A 16,914-nucleotide genomic window follows, 5' to 3' on the forward strand; every position below is an offset into this window, starting at 1 on the left:
GACAAATAAGTATTCAGCTAGTTGACTTACGCTCAGCTTGACAAGTCTTAAATGATCGATTTAGGGAGAATTCGGCGAAACGAATTCAGAGCAGGCATATCAACAGCACAGATAACCATTGGCCAACTTGGTAAGCAGATCATAAATCAATTTAGTCAGCTTCATAGTTGTATAGCCAAACTCAACCACTTATGATCGCTGACTACACCGAAGCCCCTGTTTGCCATGTTGATGACATGGTTGATGGCGAATTAAAAGAAGTTCGCGTGGGCGATACCGACGTATTGCTCGCCCGTGCCGATAGCCAATACTATGCGCTCTATCCGAAATGTACTCATTATCAAGGACCGCTGGCAAAAGGCCTACTCAATGGGCATCGACTTGTTTGTCCCTGGCATAATGCCTGCTTCGATATTAGAGATGGCCATCGGCTGGAAGCGCCAGCTTTAAATGGCTTACCGACACACGAGGTGCGTATTGAAAACGATCAGGTGTTCGTGCGATTGACTACAAATAAGGAAAGTCTGGAAAATCCAATGGCTGCACTAGACGATGCTGCTTCTGAAACATACGTCATCGTTGGGGGTGGGGGAGCTGGTGCTTTTGCTGCCGAAGGCATGCGTGAGGGTGGTTTTACGGGTAAAATCATCATGATGACCGAAAGCAGCGAAGCGCCTTATGATCGCCCAAATTGTTCTAAAGATTACCTGCAAGGCAAAGCCCCTGACGAGTGGATGCCGTTGCGCCCGGATGAGTTTTATAAAGACTACGGCATCGAAATCCGTACCAATCAGCAGGTAACATTACTTGACCCAACTAAAAAACAGATTGAGCTGGCTTCTGGTGAAACGATTTCGTATGATAAAGCACTAATTTGTTCAGGAGGTAAACCGAATGTACTGCCTGGTCTGAATACTAATCTCAAAGGAGTTTATTCGCTTCGGAGTTTGCACGATAGCCAAACCTTGCGGGATTTAGGAAAACAAGGTAAACGAGTGGTTATTGTTGGCAGTTCGTTTATTGGCTTAGAAGGGGCGATGAGCCTTCGTAAACTTGGGAGTGAGATAGATGTGGTCGGTACGGAAAAAACACCTTTTGAGAAAATTCTCGGCGAAAAAATTGGTCATGTTATTCAGGGATGGCACGAGAAAGAAGGAATCCGGTTTCACCTCGGTCGGAAAGTTGATCATATAGAGGGTGAGGGAACTGTGACTGCGGTAATTCTCGACAATGGAGAGCGAATTCCTGCCGATTTTGTATTACTTGGTTTAGGTGTTAAACCCCGTACCGATTTTTTGAAGGGCATTGCGCTTGAGAAAGATGGGGGTGTTAAAACAGATAACTACCTGACTATATCAGATGGGCTATATGCCGCTGGCGACATTGCCCATTATCCTGTAGCGGACGGTTTTCAACGAATTGAACATTGGAAAGTGGCTGGTCAGCAAGGACATACAGCTGGTTTAACGATGGCAGGTAAGGACGAGCCGTATACGGCCATTCCGTTTTTCTGGAGCAATCAGCAAGGCAAACGCATCAACTATGTTGGACACATCACCCAAATTGATGACATTATTTACGAGGGCGACCTAGAAAAAGACGATTCATTCTTAGCCCTCTACGTTCAGGATGGCCAGGTCAAAGCAGCAGCTGGTCTTAAACGAGATCAGGATATTATTGCAATCCGGGAGTTGATGCACGAAGGCCGCATGCCAGCGGTAGAAACGATTAGAAATGGGTTAAAATGGGTTGAGGAGTTGAAAAAAGCCTGATTCCACCGAAACGTGTTTACCTTTGTAACCTGACCGTGCGAAATCCGGTTTGGTTATGACGCATCAACTTATACTTAGAAAGCCGCTCGCGTTTTTCGATCTCGAAACAACGGGCGTTAACATTGCCAAAGATCGCATCATTGACATCTGCGTGATCAAAGCGCTTCCGGGTGGTGAAGTCGTCAGTAAAACTCAGCGTGTTCATCCCGGTATGCCCATACCGTTGGAATCGAGTTTGATTCATGGCATCTACGACGACGATGTAAAAGATGCGCCCCCGTTTAAATCGGTTGCCCGAACGCTGGCCCAGTTTCTGGATGGCTGCGACCTGGCCGGTTTCAACTGCAATCGCTTCGATGTGCCTTTATTGGTTGAGGAATTTCTGCGCGCCAATGTTGATTTTGATATGAAAAATCGGCGTCTGGTCGATGCACAGCGCATTTTTCATCTGATGGAACCCCGAAATCTATCGGCAGCCTACAGATTCTACTGTAACAAAGAATTAATTGGTGCTCATGGTGCCGAGGCAGACACTATTGCTACGCTTGAAGTGCTCGATGCTCAGGTACAACGCTATATGGGTATGGTTGCCAAAGCTGATAATGGACAGGATGTTATCTTCGAGAACGACGTCGATATGCTCCATAGCCTCACGGCAAACACAAATGTTGACCTTGCCGGACGAATAATTCTCAACGACAAAGGCGAAGAAGTATTTAATTTCGGGAAACATAAAGGTTTCCCGGTGTTGGAGGTACTCAAAAAAGAGCCATCATTCTACGATTGGATATTGAAAGGCGAATTTCCGCTCGATACTAAACGTCGGCTGACTGAAATACGACTTCGGATGTTCAGTAATGGCCTTGGAAAGAAGTAAAAGTGTAAATCTCACACTTACCTTGCCCTTCCAGATTTGAGCAAGCCCGAATAATCTTTACATTTGCGACACTTTCTATTAACCGGCAAGCCATGCAACCCACGCAGGACGTCCTCATTCCGGAAGTCATTCAGCAGATACCGCTCACCTATTATCTGATTCTCAGCACCGCGCTGTTTGTTATTGGAATCATTGGTGTATTGACCCGGCGTAATGCCATTATCATTTTCATGTCCATTGAGCTAATGCTCAATGCTGTCAACCTGCTACTTATCGCTTTTTCGTCGTATCGATCAGATTCGTCGGGGCAGGTATTCGTCTTTTTCATTATGGCCGTTGCTGCCGCTGAGGTATCAGTTGGTCTGGCTATTATTGTCATGATTTACCGCAATACCCGCTCCATCGACGTAGGATTGCTTAACAAATTGAAATGGTGAAATCAGTTTTATGTTTCAAGTTCCACGTTCTCTGCTAGATGACTCAGATTTACGTGATCATTCTTATTTGAACCTGAAACTTTAAACCTGAAACCTGAAACTTAGACCTCATGAAAGTAGAATTACTCTGCGCTCTTATTCCGCTCTTTCCGCTGATAGGCTTTTTGATTAATGGCCTCGGTTTTCGTCGGGTACCAACGGGCCTGGTTGGGGCAATAGCCACCATAGCAGTTCTGGCCTCTTTTGTTCTGTCAATTTCGCTGTTCAGTTCTTTTTCGGGAGATTCTCAGCCTATCGTCGCTGTACTCTTCGACTGGATTAGCGTTGGCGATCTGCACATCAATTTCTCGTTTCAAATTGACCAGTTGTCGCTTTTGATGTTGCTGGTGGTAACGGGCGTTGGTTCGTTGATTCACCTCTACAGTATTGGTTATATGCACCACGATGAAGGATTTGGTAAGTTCATGGCCTTCCTGAACTTGTTTATTTTCTTCATGCTCCTGCTGGTGATGGGTTCTAATTACGTCATCATGTTTATTGGTTGGGAAGGCGTGGGACTATGTTCGTACCTGCTTATTGGGTTCTGGAATAAGAATACGAACTACAACAATGCTGCTCGCAAGGCCTTCGTCATGAACCGTATTGGTGACCTGGGCTTTCTGTTAGGCATATTCATGCTTATTAACACCTTCGGTACGGTTGAGTATTTAGACATCTTCAAACAAGCTACAAGTCTGGAGATAGGCGATAAAACGGTACTGGCCATTACGCTGCTTTTGTTTATCGGTGCCATGGGTAAATCGGCACAGGTTCCATTATACACCTGGTTGCCCGATGCTATGGCGGGGCCAACGCCGGTTTCGGCGCTGATTCACGCAGCGACGATGGTGACCGCTGGTATTTACATGGTCGTTCGCTCGAATGTCTTGTATACCCTATCGCCACTAACGCTTGAAATTGTTGGTGGAATTGCCATTGTTACCGCGCTTCTAGCTGCTTCGATCGGCCTTTTGCAGAACGACATCAAAAAAGTACTGGCTTACTCAACTGTTTCGCAGCTGGGTTATATGTTCCTCGGTTTAAGCGCAACGGCTTACACAGCGGGTATGTTTCACGTTATTACCCACGCGTTCTTCAAAGCATTGTTGTTCCTTGGAGCAGGTAGCGTGATTCACGCTATGTCTGATGAGCAGGATATTCGCAAAATGGGTGGCTTGCGGAAAGCATTGCCCATTACGTTTATCACCTTCTTAATTGGTACCTGGGCTATTTCAGGTTTACCTCCGTTTGCTGGTTTCTTTTCGAAAGATGAAATCCTGGCTCACGTTTTTGAACATAACAAAGTGCTTTGGGCACTGGGCGTTGTAGGTTCTGGCCTGACGTCGTTCTATATGTTCCGCTTGTTGTTCCTAACGTTCTTTGGCGAGTTTCGGGGAACTGAAGAGCAAAAGCATCACCTGCATGAGTCACCGATTACGATGACTGCGCCATTGATTGTTCTGGCGATACTATCGGCAGTAGGTGGAGCACTTAACCTACCCGGCGGAGGTTGGTTGGGACACTTTATGGAACCCTTGTTCGAAGGTTCGAAGCAAGTTAATCCCGAAGCTTTTGCTGAATCGACGATTGAGCATAGTACAGAATATGTATTGATGGCGGTTTCGGCAGGCGTTGCCTTTGTCGCCCTGATTATTGCTTACGTTATGTACATCAGCCGGGGTGCTGTTCCTGCCCCTGAAACAGATGAACGTTCATTCGCAGAGCGGGTCATTTACAACAAATATTATGTCGATGAGCTATACGAAACGATCATCGTTCGCCCAATTCGTGGATTGGGGGATGCCTTGTATAGCTTTGGTGAAGGTCTTATCGACGGTATCGTGAATGGTGTGGCCTGGTTAGTACAGAAAAGCGCAGCGCAGTTACGATTGCTGCAAAGTGGTTCGATCGGTTTCTATGTCCTGGCAATGGTTGTTAGTATCGTTCTCATTTTTGCCCTACGATTCTTTATTCGGTTATAAGATAGTTTTTGGTTTTCGGTTTTTGGTTTGTCAACTGGCAAAATCGAAAACCGGAAACTGAGAACCGAAAACTTGTTCATGATGCTTACATTATTTCTGATTTTTTATCCTGTCGTAGCAGCTTCGCTAATCCTGATGATTCGGGGAGAACGGGTAAAGCAGGCGGCTTTGATAGCTGCACTTGTCGAGCTGGCATTTGCGGGTTACGCCTTCATTGGATTTAAACCTGATGCAAGTTCGCAATTCGGATTCGACTACGCCTGGATTGGCTCCTTAGGTATTCGATTCAGTGCGGGCATTGATGGAATCAGTGTGTTGCTGGTATTGCTAACGGGATTGCTAGTTCCGTTCATTATACTGTCTACCTTCGATCGGAGTTACCCTCGTCCTGCTTTGTTTTATGCGCTGATGCTGTATATGCAGGCGGCCTTAATTGGAGTTTTTACCGCTCGTGATGGCTTTCTGTTCTATTTCTTCTTTGAGGCCGCGCTGATTCCTATTTACTTCCTGGCCGCTATGTGGGGAGGTGCCAATCGGATTCCAGTTACCTTCAAGTTCTTTGTTTACACCATTTTTGGTAGCCTTTTCATGCTGCTTGCTTTGGTATATTTGTATTATCAGACACCTGCAACAGCCGTATCGGCACACTCGGCCGCTATTGTTGATTTCTATAAGCTTAACCTGACGCCCGAAGCCGAAACCTGGATTTTCTGGGCATTCTTTATCGCCTTCGCTATTAAGATGCCGGTGTTCCCATTCCACACCTGGCAACCCGATACCTACGTTGAATCGCCAACGCCCGCTACGATGTTATTGGCTGGTATTATGCTCAAGATGGGCGTTTATGGCCTGATTCGGTTTATTCTTCCTATCGTGCCACTTGGGGTTGAAACCTGGGGGAAAACAGCCGTTATTTTATCGGTCATTGGTATTATTTACGGGTCTATTATTGCCATTCGCCAGCGCGATATGAAACGATTGATCGCTTATTCATCGTTTTCGCACGTTGGCTTGATGGCTGCTGGCGTATTCTCGCAAACCGAAACGGGTATGCAGGGAGCCTTGGTACAAATGTTGGCGCATGGTATCAATGTTGTAGGAATGTTCTTTGTTGCCGACATAATTTTCTCGCGTACGAAAACCAACCAACTTGATCAACTGGGCGGTATTACACAAACCACCCCTAAACTAACAGTCTTCTTCCTAATCATGCTATTAGGAAGCGTAGCACTGCCATTGACAAACGGATTCATTGGTGAGTTTCTGTTATTACATGGTGTCTTCACCTACAACAATTACCTGGGTTTAGCGGCTGGCTTTACGATTATCTTCGGCGCAGTTTATATGCTCCGCATGTTCCAAAAGAGCATGTTTGGCCAGACTTCATCGCGCACAGAGTCATTTGCTGATCTGACCAGTTCTGAAAGTTGGGTATTTATTCCGCTAGTCGTGCTTGTCTTCTGGATAGGTATCTACCCGCATTCATTTTTGAAAGTAACCGAACCCGCTGTCGCCAATATGATGAAGTATATCGGCACAACAGCTGTATCCTTGAAATGAGTTATTCAGTTCGTAGTTTGTAGTTCGTAGTTGACTGACACAGAAATAACAGGCGTCAGCCAACTACGAACTACAAACTACGAACTACAAACTATAAACCTATGCTTCCCATCGTTCTGTTATCGGTTTTTGGCATTGCTCTATTGTTCCTGGGCTTTTTGAAGTCAAAGGCAGTGTTACTACCAGCTACGCTCTTGTTCCTCGTTGTCGCACTGGGAGTTAACTTCCTCGACTGGAATAAAACGTATCTGTATTTTAACGATATGCTGCGGACAAATAACCTGTCAATGGTTTTTACCGCTATTATGCTGGGGTCGGCATTTATGGTTGTGGCCTTGTCGAGTAGCTTTATCGATGATGATTCCGCCCAACCTGCCGAATATTACGCACTTATGCTGTTCTCGCTGGTAGGAGCTGTTATGATGGTTAGCTTCGAAAACCTGATTATGCTATTTGTTGGCGTCGAAATATTGTCGGTAGCGATGTACGTACTGACAGGTAGCGACAAACGGAACTTACGCTCAAACGAAGCTGCGCTGAAATACTTCCTGATGGGCGCTTTTGCCACCGGTATCATGTTGTTCGGTATGGCATTGCTATATGGCGCAACTGGCTCATTTACGCTTTCTGGCCTTGCTTCTTATACAGCACACCCACAAACAGGATTGTCTTTACTGATTTATGTTGGCCTGCTGATGTTACTGATTGGCTTACTCTTCAAAGTATCGGCAGCTCCCTTTCATTTCTGGACGCCTGACGTATACGATGGAGCACCAACCATTTTCACCGCGTTCATGTCGACAGTGGTGAAGACGGCTGGTTTTGCCGCTTTGTTCCGGTTACTATCTGTTTCCTTCGGTGGGGTTTACACGTTCTGGTGGACTTTGTTGGCCATCATTACGGCATTGACGCTTATTGCCGGAAATATCACCGCCGTCTACCAAACGAGCTTTAAGCGGATGATGGCGTACTCCAGTATTTCGCATGCGGGTTATCTGCTGATTGGTTTAGCCTCCTTGGGTACACAAACAAAACAAGCTATTGTGTTTTATTCACTAGCTTATTCGGTAGCTACAATTGCCGCTTTTGGGGTACTGATACTGGTCTCTCAACAACGAAGTACACAAACGATTACAAGTGAAGGTGTTCTGACCGAAAATTTCGATGCCTTCAATGGGCTGGCTCGGCAAAACCCACTCTTAGGTTTGGCAATGACTGTTTCGATGCTGTCATTAGCAGGTATTCCATTGACAGCAGGTTTCTGGGGCAAATTCTACATGTTTTCAACCGCTGTTGAACGCGGACAAATCTGGCTGCTGGTTGTAGCCGTGCTGATGTCGGCTGTAGGTATTTATTATTACTTCCGGGTCATTATTGCGATGTACTTCCGAGATGGCGCAACGGAGCCGATTCGGGTTGCACCTTTCTTCCAATACGTACTAGTGGGAGCAATTATCCTGACCATAGGATTAGGGATTGCACCGGGTTTATTACAAGGCCTATTTTAATAAGTAAACGGCTCTTTCTGAGACCGTATCCTAAGTAATAACATCTGATAGCATAGACCTTTGCTATCAAGTGTGTACTTTTGGGGTAATTTGTTGGCCAGATAATAAATAGATTTAACGAATTTCGCCCGGTAAAACAGTGAACGTGAGTAGCATAGAACAGCCAAAACCAAAAGAATATAAGGACTTCTTCTCGTTCTTTTTAACGGCTGTACTGGGTGCATCCATTAATTTTGTCAGCCAGATCTTCTACCGGAAATTTTTTGATTTTGATACCAGTGTTTTTTGCGGCTACCTAACCGCAACTGTGCTAACGTTTATTCCGACGAAGCGCTACGCTTTTTCGGCTAAAGACACAGGTAACACAGGGCGTGAAGCCATTAAATTTTTGGGTATTGCTATTGTTGCCCTTGTAGTTCAGGTATATGTGGCTAAATATACCTTAGAGTGGATTGCTACTCCCTTATTTCCCAATACCCCTGAACTCTGGCGTGAGAAAGGTTCGCACGTAGCAGGTATGGGAATGAGCTTCTTAGCCAACTATTTTGGCCATAAACTCCTGACATTTCGTAGTACAGGTTTTTATGATAAGCTCCTTTCGCGTTCATCAAAAGAACCAGAAAGTAACGTATAGAGGTAAACTCTGATTAATTCAACTTCAAATAGGATTTTTTGGTGTGCTAAGTACCTAATTGTAAATTTATTGCAGGGTATTATTGCATTCACTAAGAAAAAAGTATATTTGTAGCTGGAAACCTAAAATATCACTGAGAAGGTAATGAAAAAAGTTATCGCTTTATTGTTCGTTGGTAGCATGCTGACATTTGCTGCTTGCCAAAGCAAACCTAAGACAGAAGAAACCACTACGGATTCGACTGCAACTATGTCAACCGACACTACAACAATGGCTACGGATTCTGCATCTACAATGATGGCTGATTCTGCTGCTGCTGACACCACGAAGAAATAATTTTCTTCGCGCAAGAATTTAAAAAGCCTTATTTTTATAAGGCTTTTTTGTTTTTAAGACGTTGACAAACGTATTTACTACGCATATTCCCCCGATGGCTGTTGAGTACTGCCATCAACTTCTACGGGATTATAAATTTCACTTTCGGATCGTAAAACCCCGCCGGACACGTTTAGGTGACTTCCGGGTATTGCCACACAATCAGACCCAGATAACGGTTAATACGAACCTAAATCCGTACGCGTTTTTAATCACTTATGTGCATGAAGTAGCCCATGCGGCTGTTCATCTTCAGCACGTAGCACAGCGAAGATCCCGGCGGGTTAAGCCACATGGGGAAGCCTGGCAAATGGCCTTTCAGCAGCTCATGCAACCCCTGTTGACTGAAGCTGTTTTCCCGGCGGCCATCCTGCGTCCACTTACGCATTACATGGCTAATCCTGGCGCTACAACCTATTCACACCCTGCATTAATTCTGGCATTACGACAGTTTGATCCGCAACCAATACAAACTATACCAGAGAATCGGGTATTACTTCGGGATGTATCGGAAGGTAAGACTTTTCAATTAGCTCAAAAGACGTATATACGAGGTACGCTACGGCGTACTCGCGTCGTTTGTAAGGAAGTTACATCGGGAAAATCATACGCCGTTCTGGCTCACGCCTGGGTGTCAATAATGATGAATGATGAATGATAAATGCGGAATAAACTATAGTCTACGAGAATGGAGGAAGCAAGCAGTTAGAAAGGGACTGTTTATTCTACTGATCATTCATCATTTATCATTCATCATTTGCCCTTCGAAAGCCCAGTCTGTCCTGCGCGAGGGAATATGGGTGAAAATTGGCGTTACAGAATCTGGGATTTATCGACTTTCTCAAGCCCAGCTGATTCAATTAAATCCTGCTTTTGCGACCGCCGATCCAAGGCGATTACGGCTCTATGGTAATGGCGGAGCTGTATTACCACAACCGAATGCCACGCCACGGGCTTCTGATTTAATCGAAAATGCAATTCAGGTATCAGGTGAAGCCGATGGTCGATTCGATGCGGGAGATGCTCTACTATTTTTTGGCCAAAGTCCTCATGCAATTCGTTACGATTCAACGGCTAAACGATTCGCTCATCAACTCAATTTTTATTCCGACACAACCTTCTACTTTCTGACGATTGGGGCTTCAAATGGCCTGCGTGTCGCTGACCGTTCAGCGGGCTCGCTGGGTGCTACTGCAACTGTTACGACCTTCGATGACTATCAGTTTCACGAACTGGATCTGCTGAAGTTGCCGTCTGTCCGCTCTGGCCGGGAATGGTTAGGCGAATACCTAACTACGGACACAACCAAAGTTGTGTTATTTGATGTACCGGGGCTGGTAGCCAATACTCCAGTCCGATTAGCCGCATCAGTTGTTTCGGGAGCGACTGTATCCACCCAATTTCGACTTCAACTCAATGATCAGTTAGTAGGTACCATGCCCATGACGCCCATTTCTGGATATGAATATGATTATCAGGGCATAGCTCGGACAGACACATTTTTAGCTAAACTAACAACTGCCGATAGTCCTATTCGCCTGGCCATTACATTTCGTAAGAATGGCTTATACTCGGCGCAGGGCTATCTGAATTATTTGTCGGCGCAAGTCAAGCGGGAGCTGCGTCAGTATGATAAGCCAACATGGGTACGGCGATTACCCGCTGGTCAATATACTATTAAACAGTCGTCTTCTGGTTTGCGTGTGTGGGATGTAACAAGCCCGTCTGTCCCCATTTCGCAGACGTATACCCTTTCATCGGCACAGGAAGCTGGGTGGCTGGCTTCGCGTTCAGGGGACTACTTTTTATTTACAGATTCACAGGTTTTAGCGCCCGTATCACTACAAAGCATCTCGAATCAGGATTTGCATAGTCAGACTACTGCCGACTTGATTATCGTAAGTCCAGCGGCCTGGGTAGATCAGGCAGAACGATTAGCGAAATTTCGGCGCGAGCATGATCTGTTGTCTGTTCAGGTTGTTACGACGCAACAGGTTTATAACGAGTTTGGCTCAGGCCAACCCGATCCGACGGCCATTCGGGATATGGCTCGATACTTTTACCTGAAGCAACCGGCTAAGCTCAAGTACCTATTGCTTTTTGGCGATGCGACTTATGATTATCGAAATATTTCGGGGCAGGTTAGTGCGGCACAATTGGCGAACATGGTGCCTGTATACGAAAGTCGGGAATCACTGCATCCGGTTACGAGCTATTCCTCCGACGATTATTTTGGCTTTATGGATACTAATGAAGGGGAGTGGCCGGAGACTACTACGGGCGACTACCTGTTAGATATTGGTGTGGGCAGATTACCCGTAAAATCGGCAGATGAAGCCAAAACCGTTGTTGATAAGCTTATTCGCTATAGTTCAGATGCCTCATTAACTGGCGATTGGCAAAGTCGGATTACCCTTGTTGCCGACGATGGTGATTATAATATTCACCAGCAGGATGCCGATTTGATGGCGAGAAATATTGAGAAAATCGCGCCTGCGTATCGCCCAGAACGTGTTTTTCTGGACGATTATCCACAAGAAAACACATCGGATGGTCAAAAAGCCCCAATTGTTAATCAATTAATTAATCAGGCAGTTACTGACGGGCGGCTGATTATCAATTATAGTGGGCATGGGGGCGTAATAGGACTGGCTGATGAGCAAGTGGTAACCCTTCAGGATATTCTTTCCTGGAGGAACAGCCGACTTCCCTTATTCGTGACAGCTACCTGCCAGTTCGGTCGGTATGATGATCCGAACGTTAATTCAGGGGCAGAACTAACCTTATTAAGTCGAACGGGAGGAGGAATTGGACTGCTGACAACCACCCGCCCAGTTTATGCCAATACGAATTTACTCTTAAATGAAGCATTCTATAATACCGTTTTCACACCGGTGAATGGACAAATGCCTCGCTTGGGCGATGTGATGCGGGGCACGAAAAACAATAGTTTGAGTGGTGCTGTTAACCGAAATTTTGCACTTCTGGGCGATCCATCTATGACACTGGCCTATCCACAGGCAAAGGCTGTGCTTACACAAGTCAATGGGAAAGGCGTGACTACTACTCGCCAGGACACCCTCAAAGCATTACAGACGGTCGAGTTAACTGGTGAAATTCGGCAGCAAAGCCAGCGAGTAACTGATTTTACGGGTACCATTCGATTGTCTCTTTACGATAAGGCTGTGACCCATACAACCCTCGGTTCTGAAGCGGGTAGCCCTAAAATGACGTATCAGGCGTTTAGCAACCCTATTTTTACAGGACAGGTACCTGTTCAGCAAGGTAAATTCGTTGCTCGCTTTACGATGCCGAAAGATATTGACTATACCGTCGGCCCAGGCAAACTTTATCTATATGCCGTAAAATCGGATAGTTTGTTAGCGGCAGGCGGAAGCTACGATAGTTTGCTAATTGGTGGCAGTGTTTTTGCTAATAGTATCGATACGCAGCCACCCGTAATAAAGCTCAGTGTGATAGGAGGGAAGCTTGACGGTGACGTTGTTCATTGTACGGGGCCAGATGTCCCGCTTCTTATTAATCTGTCAGATAATAAAGGGATTAATATTGCCAGATCGGGCCTTGGCCATGAGCTGACGGCTCAGCTTGGTGACCAGGCAGCGGTTATCCTGAACGAAAATTATGTGGCGAACAGCGCAGATGGACGTCAGGGCGAGGCCAGCTATACATTTCGAAACGTAGTATCGGGTACGTATACGATTCGGGCCAAAGCGTGGGATATTAACAATAATTCAAGCGAGGGCGCGTTGACCATAGTAGTTTCTGACCGACCGGGCTTAGCTTTGCGCACATTGCGGGTTAGTCCTAATCCAGTGGTTGCCCAAACAACGTTAACCGCAGAACTCAATCGTTCGGGCGAACCGCTTGACTGGACAGTAAGCATATATGACATCAACAGTCGCTTACTAAGCCAGCAAACCGGTCAATGTACCAATTGTGATGCGAGTGTTGACGTTGGTGTATGGAACGGTCTGACAGATACGGGTCAACCCGTATCGAATGGCCTGTACATGGTTCGGCTTGAAATTCGTTCGGCAACCGATGGCACAACAGCTATTGGTGCTAGCCGGATTGTACTAACAAAATGATTTAAAAAGACTTAAAATCGTCTCATTTTTTCTAATCCAACGATTCATTGTAATTTTGACCAAACAGTACTGCACTACTCACCCTATCCAGTTGCGGTCGTTGACCAACTCTCTTTGTATGAAGCGCAATTTTTTCCGTGTTCTTCTCGGCGTTTGCTTTTACTTTCCTTTCGTCGTATCTGCTCAAAATGGTTTAAACGGTGCAAAAAATGTTCCGACCTCATCAGTACCCTTCCTGAACTTTACGCCTGACGCTCGTTCTGGGGCGCTTGGAGAAGCGGGCGTAGCGCTTGGGGATGTCGATGCCAACGCTATTTTCTGGAATCCTTCGAAGCTGGTTTTCGCTAAACAGAGTTCTGGAGGATCGCTATCCTATACGCCCTGGCTGCGAAATCTAATTGGGGATATGTACTATTCCTACCTGAGCGGCTACGGAAAAGTAGGTAAGAACTCCGTGGTATCGGGTTCGTTAATGTATTTCGATTTAGGCACAGTTGATTTCACGACCGCAAATGGTGTGGCCGCTGGTACATTCAACTCCCGCGAATATGCACTCACTGTCTCGTTTGCGCAGAAACTCTCTCAGAATTTTTCGCTGGCTGTTGACCTGAAATACCTGAACTCCAACTTAGCTGCTGGTAGCGCTAACCCGGCGCTTAAGCCTGGTTCAACTGCAGCTGCTGATATCAGTGCTTACTATCATAACGAGTCACGCGATAATGCAACGGGCAAAGGAATTGGCTGGGCATTTGGCGGTATGATTTCGAATCTCGGTGGTCGACTTAATTATGGAGGAACGCAGAGCTACTTTATTCCGACCAATCTTCGTTTAGGAACCAGTCTGACCTTGTTTTCCGACCAGTATAACAAGTTCAACTTTGTATTAGACGCTAATAAATTGATGGTGCCAACGCCAAACGTTGTTAACGGCGTGGATCTGAATGCCAATAAAGATTACTTCTCATCCGTCTTTGGTTCGTTTGCCGATGCACCGGGCGGATTCAGTGAGGAATTACAAGAGGTCACCTTATCAACGGGTGTTGAGTATTGGTATAACGATCAGTTTGCTGCCCGACTTGGCTATTTTAACGAATCGAATCAGAAAGGTGGCCGTAAATATGTGACGACGGGTATTGGACTCCGGCTCCAGCAGAAATTTGGCATTGACTTCTCTTATTTGGTGCCAATAAAACAGGGTAGCCCGCTGTCCGATACGTTCCGGATCTCATTAGTATTTAACTTTAATAAAGCGAATCGGGTTGGTGATGAAGAAGCCGTAACCGACGATTCTAACTAAAATTAAAGAGTGAAAGAGCGAAAGAGTGAGTGAGTGAAGGCCAAACTGGCAAATTCACTCACTCACTCTTTCGCTCTTTCACTCTTTTGCTCTTTATATGACACTTAACAGAAGCCAGTCGCCCGCCTTTCAGGCTATACATGAGATACAATTACCCTCAGTGCAGTCTCATCGGTTAGATAATGGTATTCCACTGCATTTAATTGCGGTTAATCAGCAGCCCGTAATTCGCTTAGAATGCGTATTTGATGCCGGTACCTGGCACGAGTTAGTTCCGGGTAGTGCCTTCTTTACAATGAAGATGCTCTCGGAAGGGACAATAGCACGCTCATCGGCACAGATTAGTGAGTACGTCGATCGTTACGGAGCATTTCTGGAATTGAATAGCGGCCCTGATCGAGCAAGTATCGTTATTCATTGTCTGACGAAGTTTCTGCCGAGTGTGCTGCCTCTTTTGAGCGAGATTCTTAACGAACCCGTGTTTCCGCAGAAAGAATTAGATGACCTGCGGAATATTACACTTCAGAATTTGCGAGTCAATTACGAAAAGAGTGCCTACCTCGCGGGGGTTCTGTTTCGTGAAAAACTCTACGGTGCCGAGCATCCTTATGGGCGTAGTCAACGGCCCGAAGCGGTTGAGCAACTCACTCGCGAGAACGTAGTAGCCTTTTACGAACGGGTTATTCGAAATCGCCAGTTTCAAATCATTCTGGCCGGACAAGCGTCTGAAAATGAAGTCTTGTTGATTAACCAGGCGTTGGGTCAGCAACTTATCAAGACTGATAACCTCCCCGGTTTTTCTGGTACCTTACCCGCCGATAATAATTTGCCTATTTTGGCGGAAAAGCCCGATAGCGTTCAGTCGTCCATTCGATTAGGGCGTCGGTTGTTTACCCGTTCTCATCCCGATTTTTTCAAAATGTTGGTCGCCAATGAAGTATTGGGCGGCTATTTTGGTTCTCGGTTGATGAAGAATATTCGGGAAGAGAAAGGGTTTACGTATGGCATCTCCTCGAATATGCCTTCATTCCGGCGAGATGGCTATTTTCTGATTGGTACGGATGTCAATAAAGAAAATACACAAGAGACACTGGATGAAATACGCAAGGAAATCCGTATCCTTCAAACCGAGCTGGTTGCTGACAGCGAACTGGAAACGGTAAAGAATTATATGTCTGGTGAATTTGTTGGATCACTGAATACACCATTTGACATTGCCGATCGGTATAAAGTGATTTTGCTGGATAGTATGCCTGCTGATTTTCTGACGACCTACATTCAACGAATTCGCGCAGTAACAGCCGAGGAAGTTATGGAAATGGCGACCCGTTACCTAACTCCAGAAAGCCTGAATGAAGTAGTTGTAGGGGGTAAATAGGATTTGTATAGAGAAACCAAGTCGTTTTGTAGTCTAAAAAGATTTGCCGTTTAGTAACAATCCCTTAATTTTGGGGTTACACTCCCTTTACAAGGCTAATCAATTTAATTGGCTAGTCTCTTTATCCAGCAACCAGTTCTTAAGTTTTATTGATGAATGTTCTCATTATCTGCGCCACTACACTAGTGGCCTATTTGCTAGGGTCTATCCCCTCCGCCGTATGGTACGGTCAGGCATTCTTTGGCCTTGATATTCGTAACTATGGTAGTGGTAATGCCGGTGCAACCAATACCTTCCGCGTGTTGGGTAAACGAGCCGGAACCATAGTGATGTTGCTGGACGTACTGAAAGGATACACAGCAGCTATTTTATCGACTATACTATGGTATGCCGATGTTATCACCATCAATGAAATTCTGACCTTCAAAATCGTTTTTGGCTTAGTGGCCGTTATAGGGCATCTATATCCTGTTTTTGCCAATTTTAAAGGTGGGAAAGGCGTGGCAACGCTGCTGGGAATGATGTTAGCGACGCATCCAGAAATGGCCGCCGTTTGCATTGGCATTTTTCTATTGGTGGTTATTGCCTCACAATACGTATCGCTAGGGTCAATTCTTGCCGCATTGGCCTTCCCTGTTCTGTTGTTATTGCAGATTTTTGGTCAGAAAGAAAATCCATTATTGATTGTTTTTGGCTTCATCGTCTTTTTGCTTGTGGTATTTACACACCAGAAAAATATTGGTCGATTATTACGTGGCGAAGAAAGCCGTACTATTCTAATCCGATTCCGAAAAAAGCACTAGGCTAAGAAACCTTATTTCAGGATAAATCAACGCCCCGGCGTTGCGCGAAAAAGGCGTAACTTCGGGGCGAACTTTTTAGATATATGGTATATGATATAAGATGTATGATATGGCTATTGGCTTATCTATCTTATATCATATAC

Annotated in this window: 13 protein-coding genes; all 13 read left to right on the forward strand. The window is 45.5% G+C overall.

Translation table 11 applies throughout. The features are described from left to right. The first annotated feature begins 191 nt into the window (after positions 1–191). The 13 genes from H3H32_RS33580 to plsY all read left to right on the forward strand — a co-directional run bounded on the left by H3H32_RS33580 (position 192) and on the right by plsY (position 16,771). A complete protein-coding gene (locus H3H32_RS33580) occupies positions 192–1,772 on the forward strand; it encodes an FAD-dependent oxidoreductase (RefSeq protein WP_182460070.1) in 1,581 nt (526 codons plus the stop codon). A 55-nt stretch (positions 1,773–1,827) separates the two neighbouring features. After that, positions 1,828–2,649 carry a 3'-5' exonuclease gene (locus H3H32_RS33585; RefSeq protein WP_182460071.1) on the forward strand — a complete coding sequence of 274 codons (822 nt, stop codon included), beginning with the start codon at positions 1,828–1,830 and terminating at the stop codon, positions 2,647–2,649. Positions 2,650–2,741: 92 nt separating this feature from the next. Continuing rightward, a complete protein-coding gene (gene nuoK, locus H3H32_RS33590; RefSeq protein WP_046577146.1) occupies positions 2,742–3,086 on the forward strand; it encodes an NADH-quinone oxidoreductase subunit NuoK in 345 nt (114 codons plus the stop codon). Positions 3,087–3,196: 110 nt separating this feature from the next. Continuing rightward, entirely contained in the window at positions 3,197–5,107 is a 1,911-nt protein-coding gene (gene nuoL / locus H3H32_RS33595; protein WP_182460072.1) for an NADH-quinone oxidoreductase subunit L, read from the forward strand. Between the two features lie 81 nt (positions 5,108–5,188). Further along, entirely contained in the window at positions 5,189–6,667 is a 1,479-nt protein-coding gene (locus H3H32_RS33600) for a complex I subunit 4 family protein (protein ID WP_182464563.1), read from the forward strand. Between the two features lie 101 nt (positions 6,668–6,768). Continuing rightward, positions 6,769–8,175: an NADH-quinone oxidoreductase subunit N gene (locus H3H32_RS33605; RefSeq protein WP_182460073.1), complete on the forward strand. Its 1,407-nt coding sequence runs from the start codon at positions 6,769–6,771 to the stop codon at positions 8,173–8,175. A gap of 139 nt (positions 8,176–8,314) precedes the next feature. Then, positions 8,315–8,809 carry a GtrA family protein gene (locus H3H32_RS33610; RefSeq protein WP_182460074.1) on the forward strand — a complete coding sequence of 165 codons (495 nt, stop codon included), beginning with the start codon at positions 8,315–8,317 and terminating at the stop codon, positions 8,807–8,809. A 144-nt stretch (positions 8,810–8,953) separates the two neighbouring features. Then, a complete protein-coding gene (locus tag H3H32_RS33615) occupies positions 8,954–9,145 on the forward strand; it encodes a hypothetical protein (protein WP_182460075.1) in 192 nt (63 codons plus the stop codon). 94 nt (positions 9,146–9,239) lie between these two features. Continuing rightward, on the forward strand, positions 9,240–9,842 hold the full coding sequence (locus H3H32_RS33620) for a SprT family zinc-dependent metalloprotease (RefSeq protein ID WP_182460076.1): 603 nt from the start codon (positions 9,240–9,242) through the stop codon (positions 9,840–9,842). After that, positions 9,835–13,293 carry a type IX secretion system sortase PorU gene (gene porU, locus H3H32_RS33625; RefSeq protein WP_182464564.1) on the forward strand — a complete coding sequence of 1,153 codons (3,459 nt, stop codon included), beginning with the start codon at positions 9,835–9,837 and terminating at the stop codon, positions 13,291–13,293. Before H3H32_RS33620 ends, porU begins: the two co-directional genes overlap by 8 nt. Before the next feature lie 118 nt (positions 13,294–13,411). Beyond that, positions 13,412–14,590 (forward strand): type IX secretion system outer membrane channel protein PorV, encoded by a 1,179-nt coding sequence (porV, locus tag H3H32_RS33630; protein WP_182460077.1) that lies wholly within the window; start codon positions 13,412–13,414, stop codon positions 14,588–14,590. Positions 14,591–14,687: 97 nt separating this feature from the next. After that, positions 14,688–15,968: a M16 family metallopeptidase gene (locus H3H32_RS33635; protein WP_182460078.1), complete on the forward strand. Its 1,281-nt coding sequence runs from the start codon at positions 14,688–14,690 to the stop codon at positions 15,966–15,968. Positions 15,969–16,120: 152 nt separating this feature from the next. Further along, positions 16,121–16,771 (forward strand): glycerol-3-phosphate 1-O-acyltransferase PlsY, encoded by a 651-nt coding sequence (plsY, locus tag H3H32_RS33640; RefSeq protein ID WP_182460079.1) that lies wholly within the window; start codon positions 16,121–16,123, stop codon positions 16,769–16,771. Positions 16,772–16,914: the final 143 nt, after the last annotated feature.

It is taken from the genome of Spirosoma foliorum (assembly GCF_014117325.1).
Lineage (GTDB): Bacteria > Bacteroidota > Bacteroidia > Cytophagales > Spirosomataceae > Spirosoma > Spirosoma foliorum.

Coding starts and splice junctions, on each gene's coding strand:
- H3H32_RS33580 (WP_182460070.1), top strand. CDS start 192: ATGATCGCTGACTACACCGAAGCCCCTGTTTGCCATGTTGATGACATG.
- H3H32_RS33585 (WP_182460071.1), top strand. CDS start 1,828: ATGACGCATCAACTTATACTTAGAAAGCCGCTCGCGTTTTTCGATCTC.
- nuoK (WP_046577146.1), top strand. CDS start 2,742: ATGCAACCCACGCAGGACGTCCTCATTCCGGAAGTCATTCAGCAGATA.
- nuoL (WP_182460072.1), top strand. CDS start 3,197: ATGAAAGTAGAATTACTCTGCGCTCTTATTCCGCTCTTTCCGCTGATA.
- H3H32_RS33600 (WP_182464563.1), top strand. CDS start 5,189: ATGCTTACATTATTTCTGATTTTTTATCCTGTCGTAGCAGCTTCGCTA.
- H3H32_RS33605 (WP_182460073.1), top strand. CDS start 6,769: ATGCTTCCCATCGTTCTGTTATCGGTTTTTGGCATTGCTCTATTGTTC.
- H3H32_RS33615 (WP_182460075.1), top strand. CDS start 8,954: ATGAAAAAAGTTATCGCTTTATTGTTCGTTGGTAGCATGCTGACATTT.
- H3H32_RS33620 (WP_182460076.1), top strand. CDS start 9,240: ATGGCTGTTGAGTACTGCCATCAACTTCTACGGGATTATAAATTTCAC.
- porU (WP_182464564.1), top strand. CDS start 9,835: ATGAATGATAAATGCGGAATAAACTATAGTCTACGAGAATGGAGGAAG.
- porV (WP_182460077.1), top strand. CDS start 13,412: ATGAAGCGCAATTTTTTCCGTGTTCTTCTCGGCGTTTGCTTTTACTTT.
- H3H32_RS33635 (WP_182460078.1), top strand. CDS start 14,688: ATGACACTTAACAGAAGCCAGTCGCCCGCCTTTCAGGCTATACATGAG.
- plsY (WP_182460079.1), top strand. CDS start 16,121: ATGAATGTTCTCATTATCTGCGCCACTACACTAGTGGCCTATTTGCTA.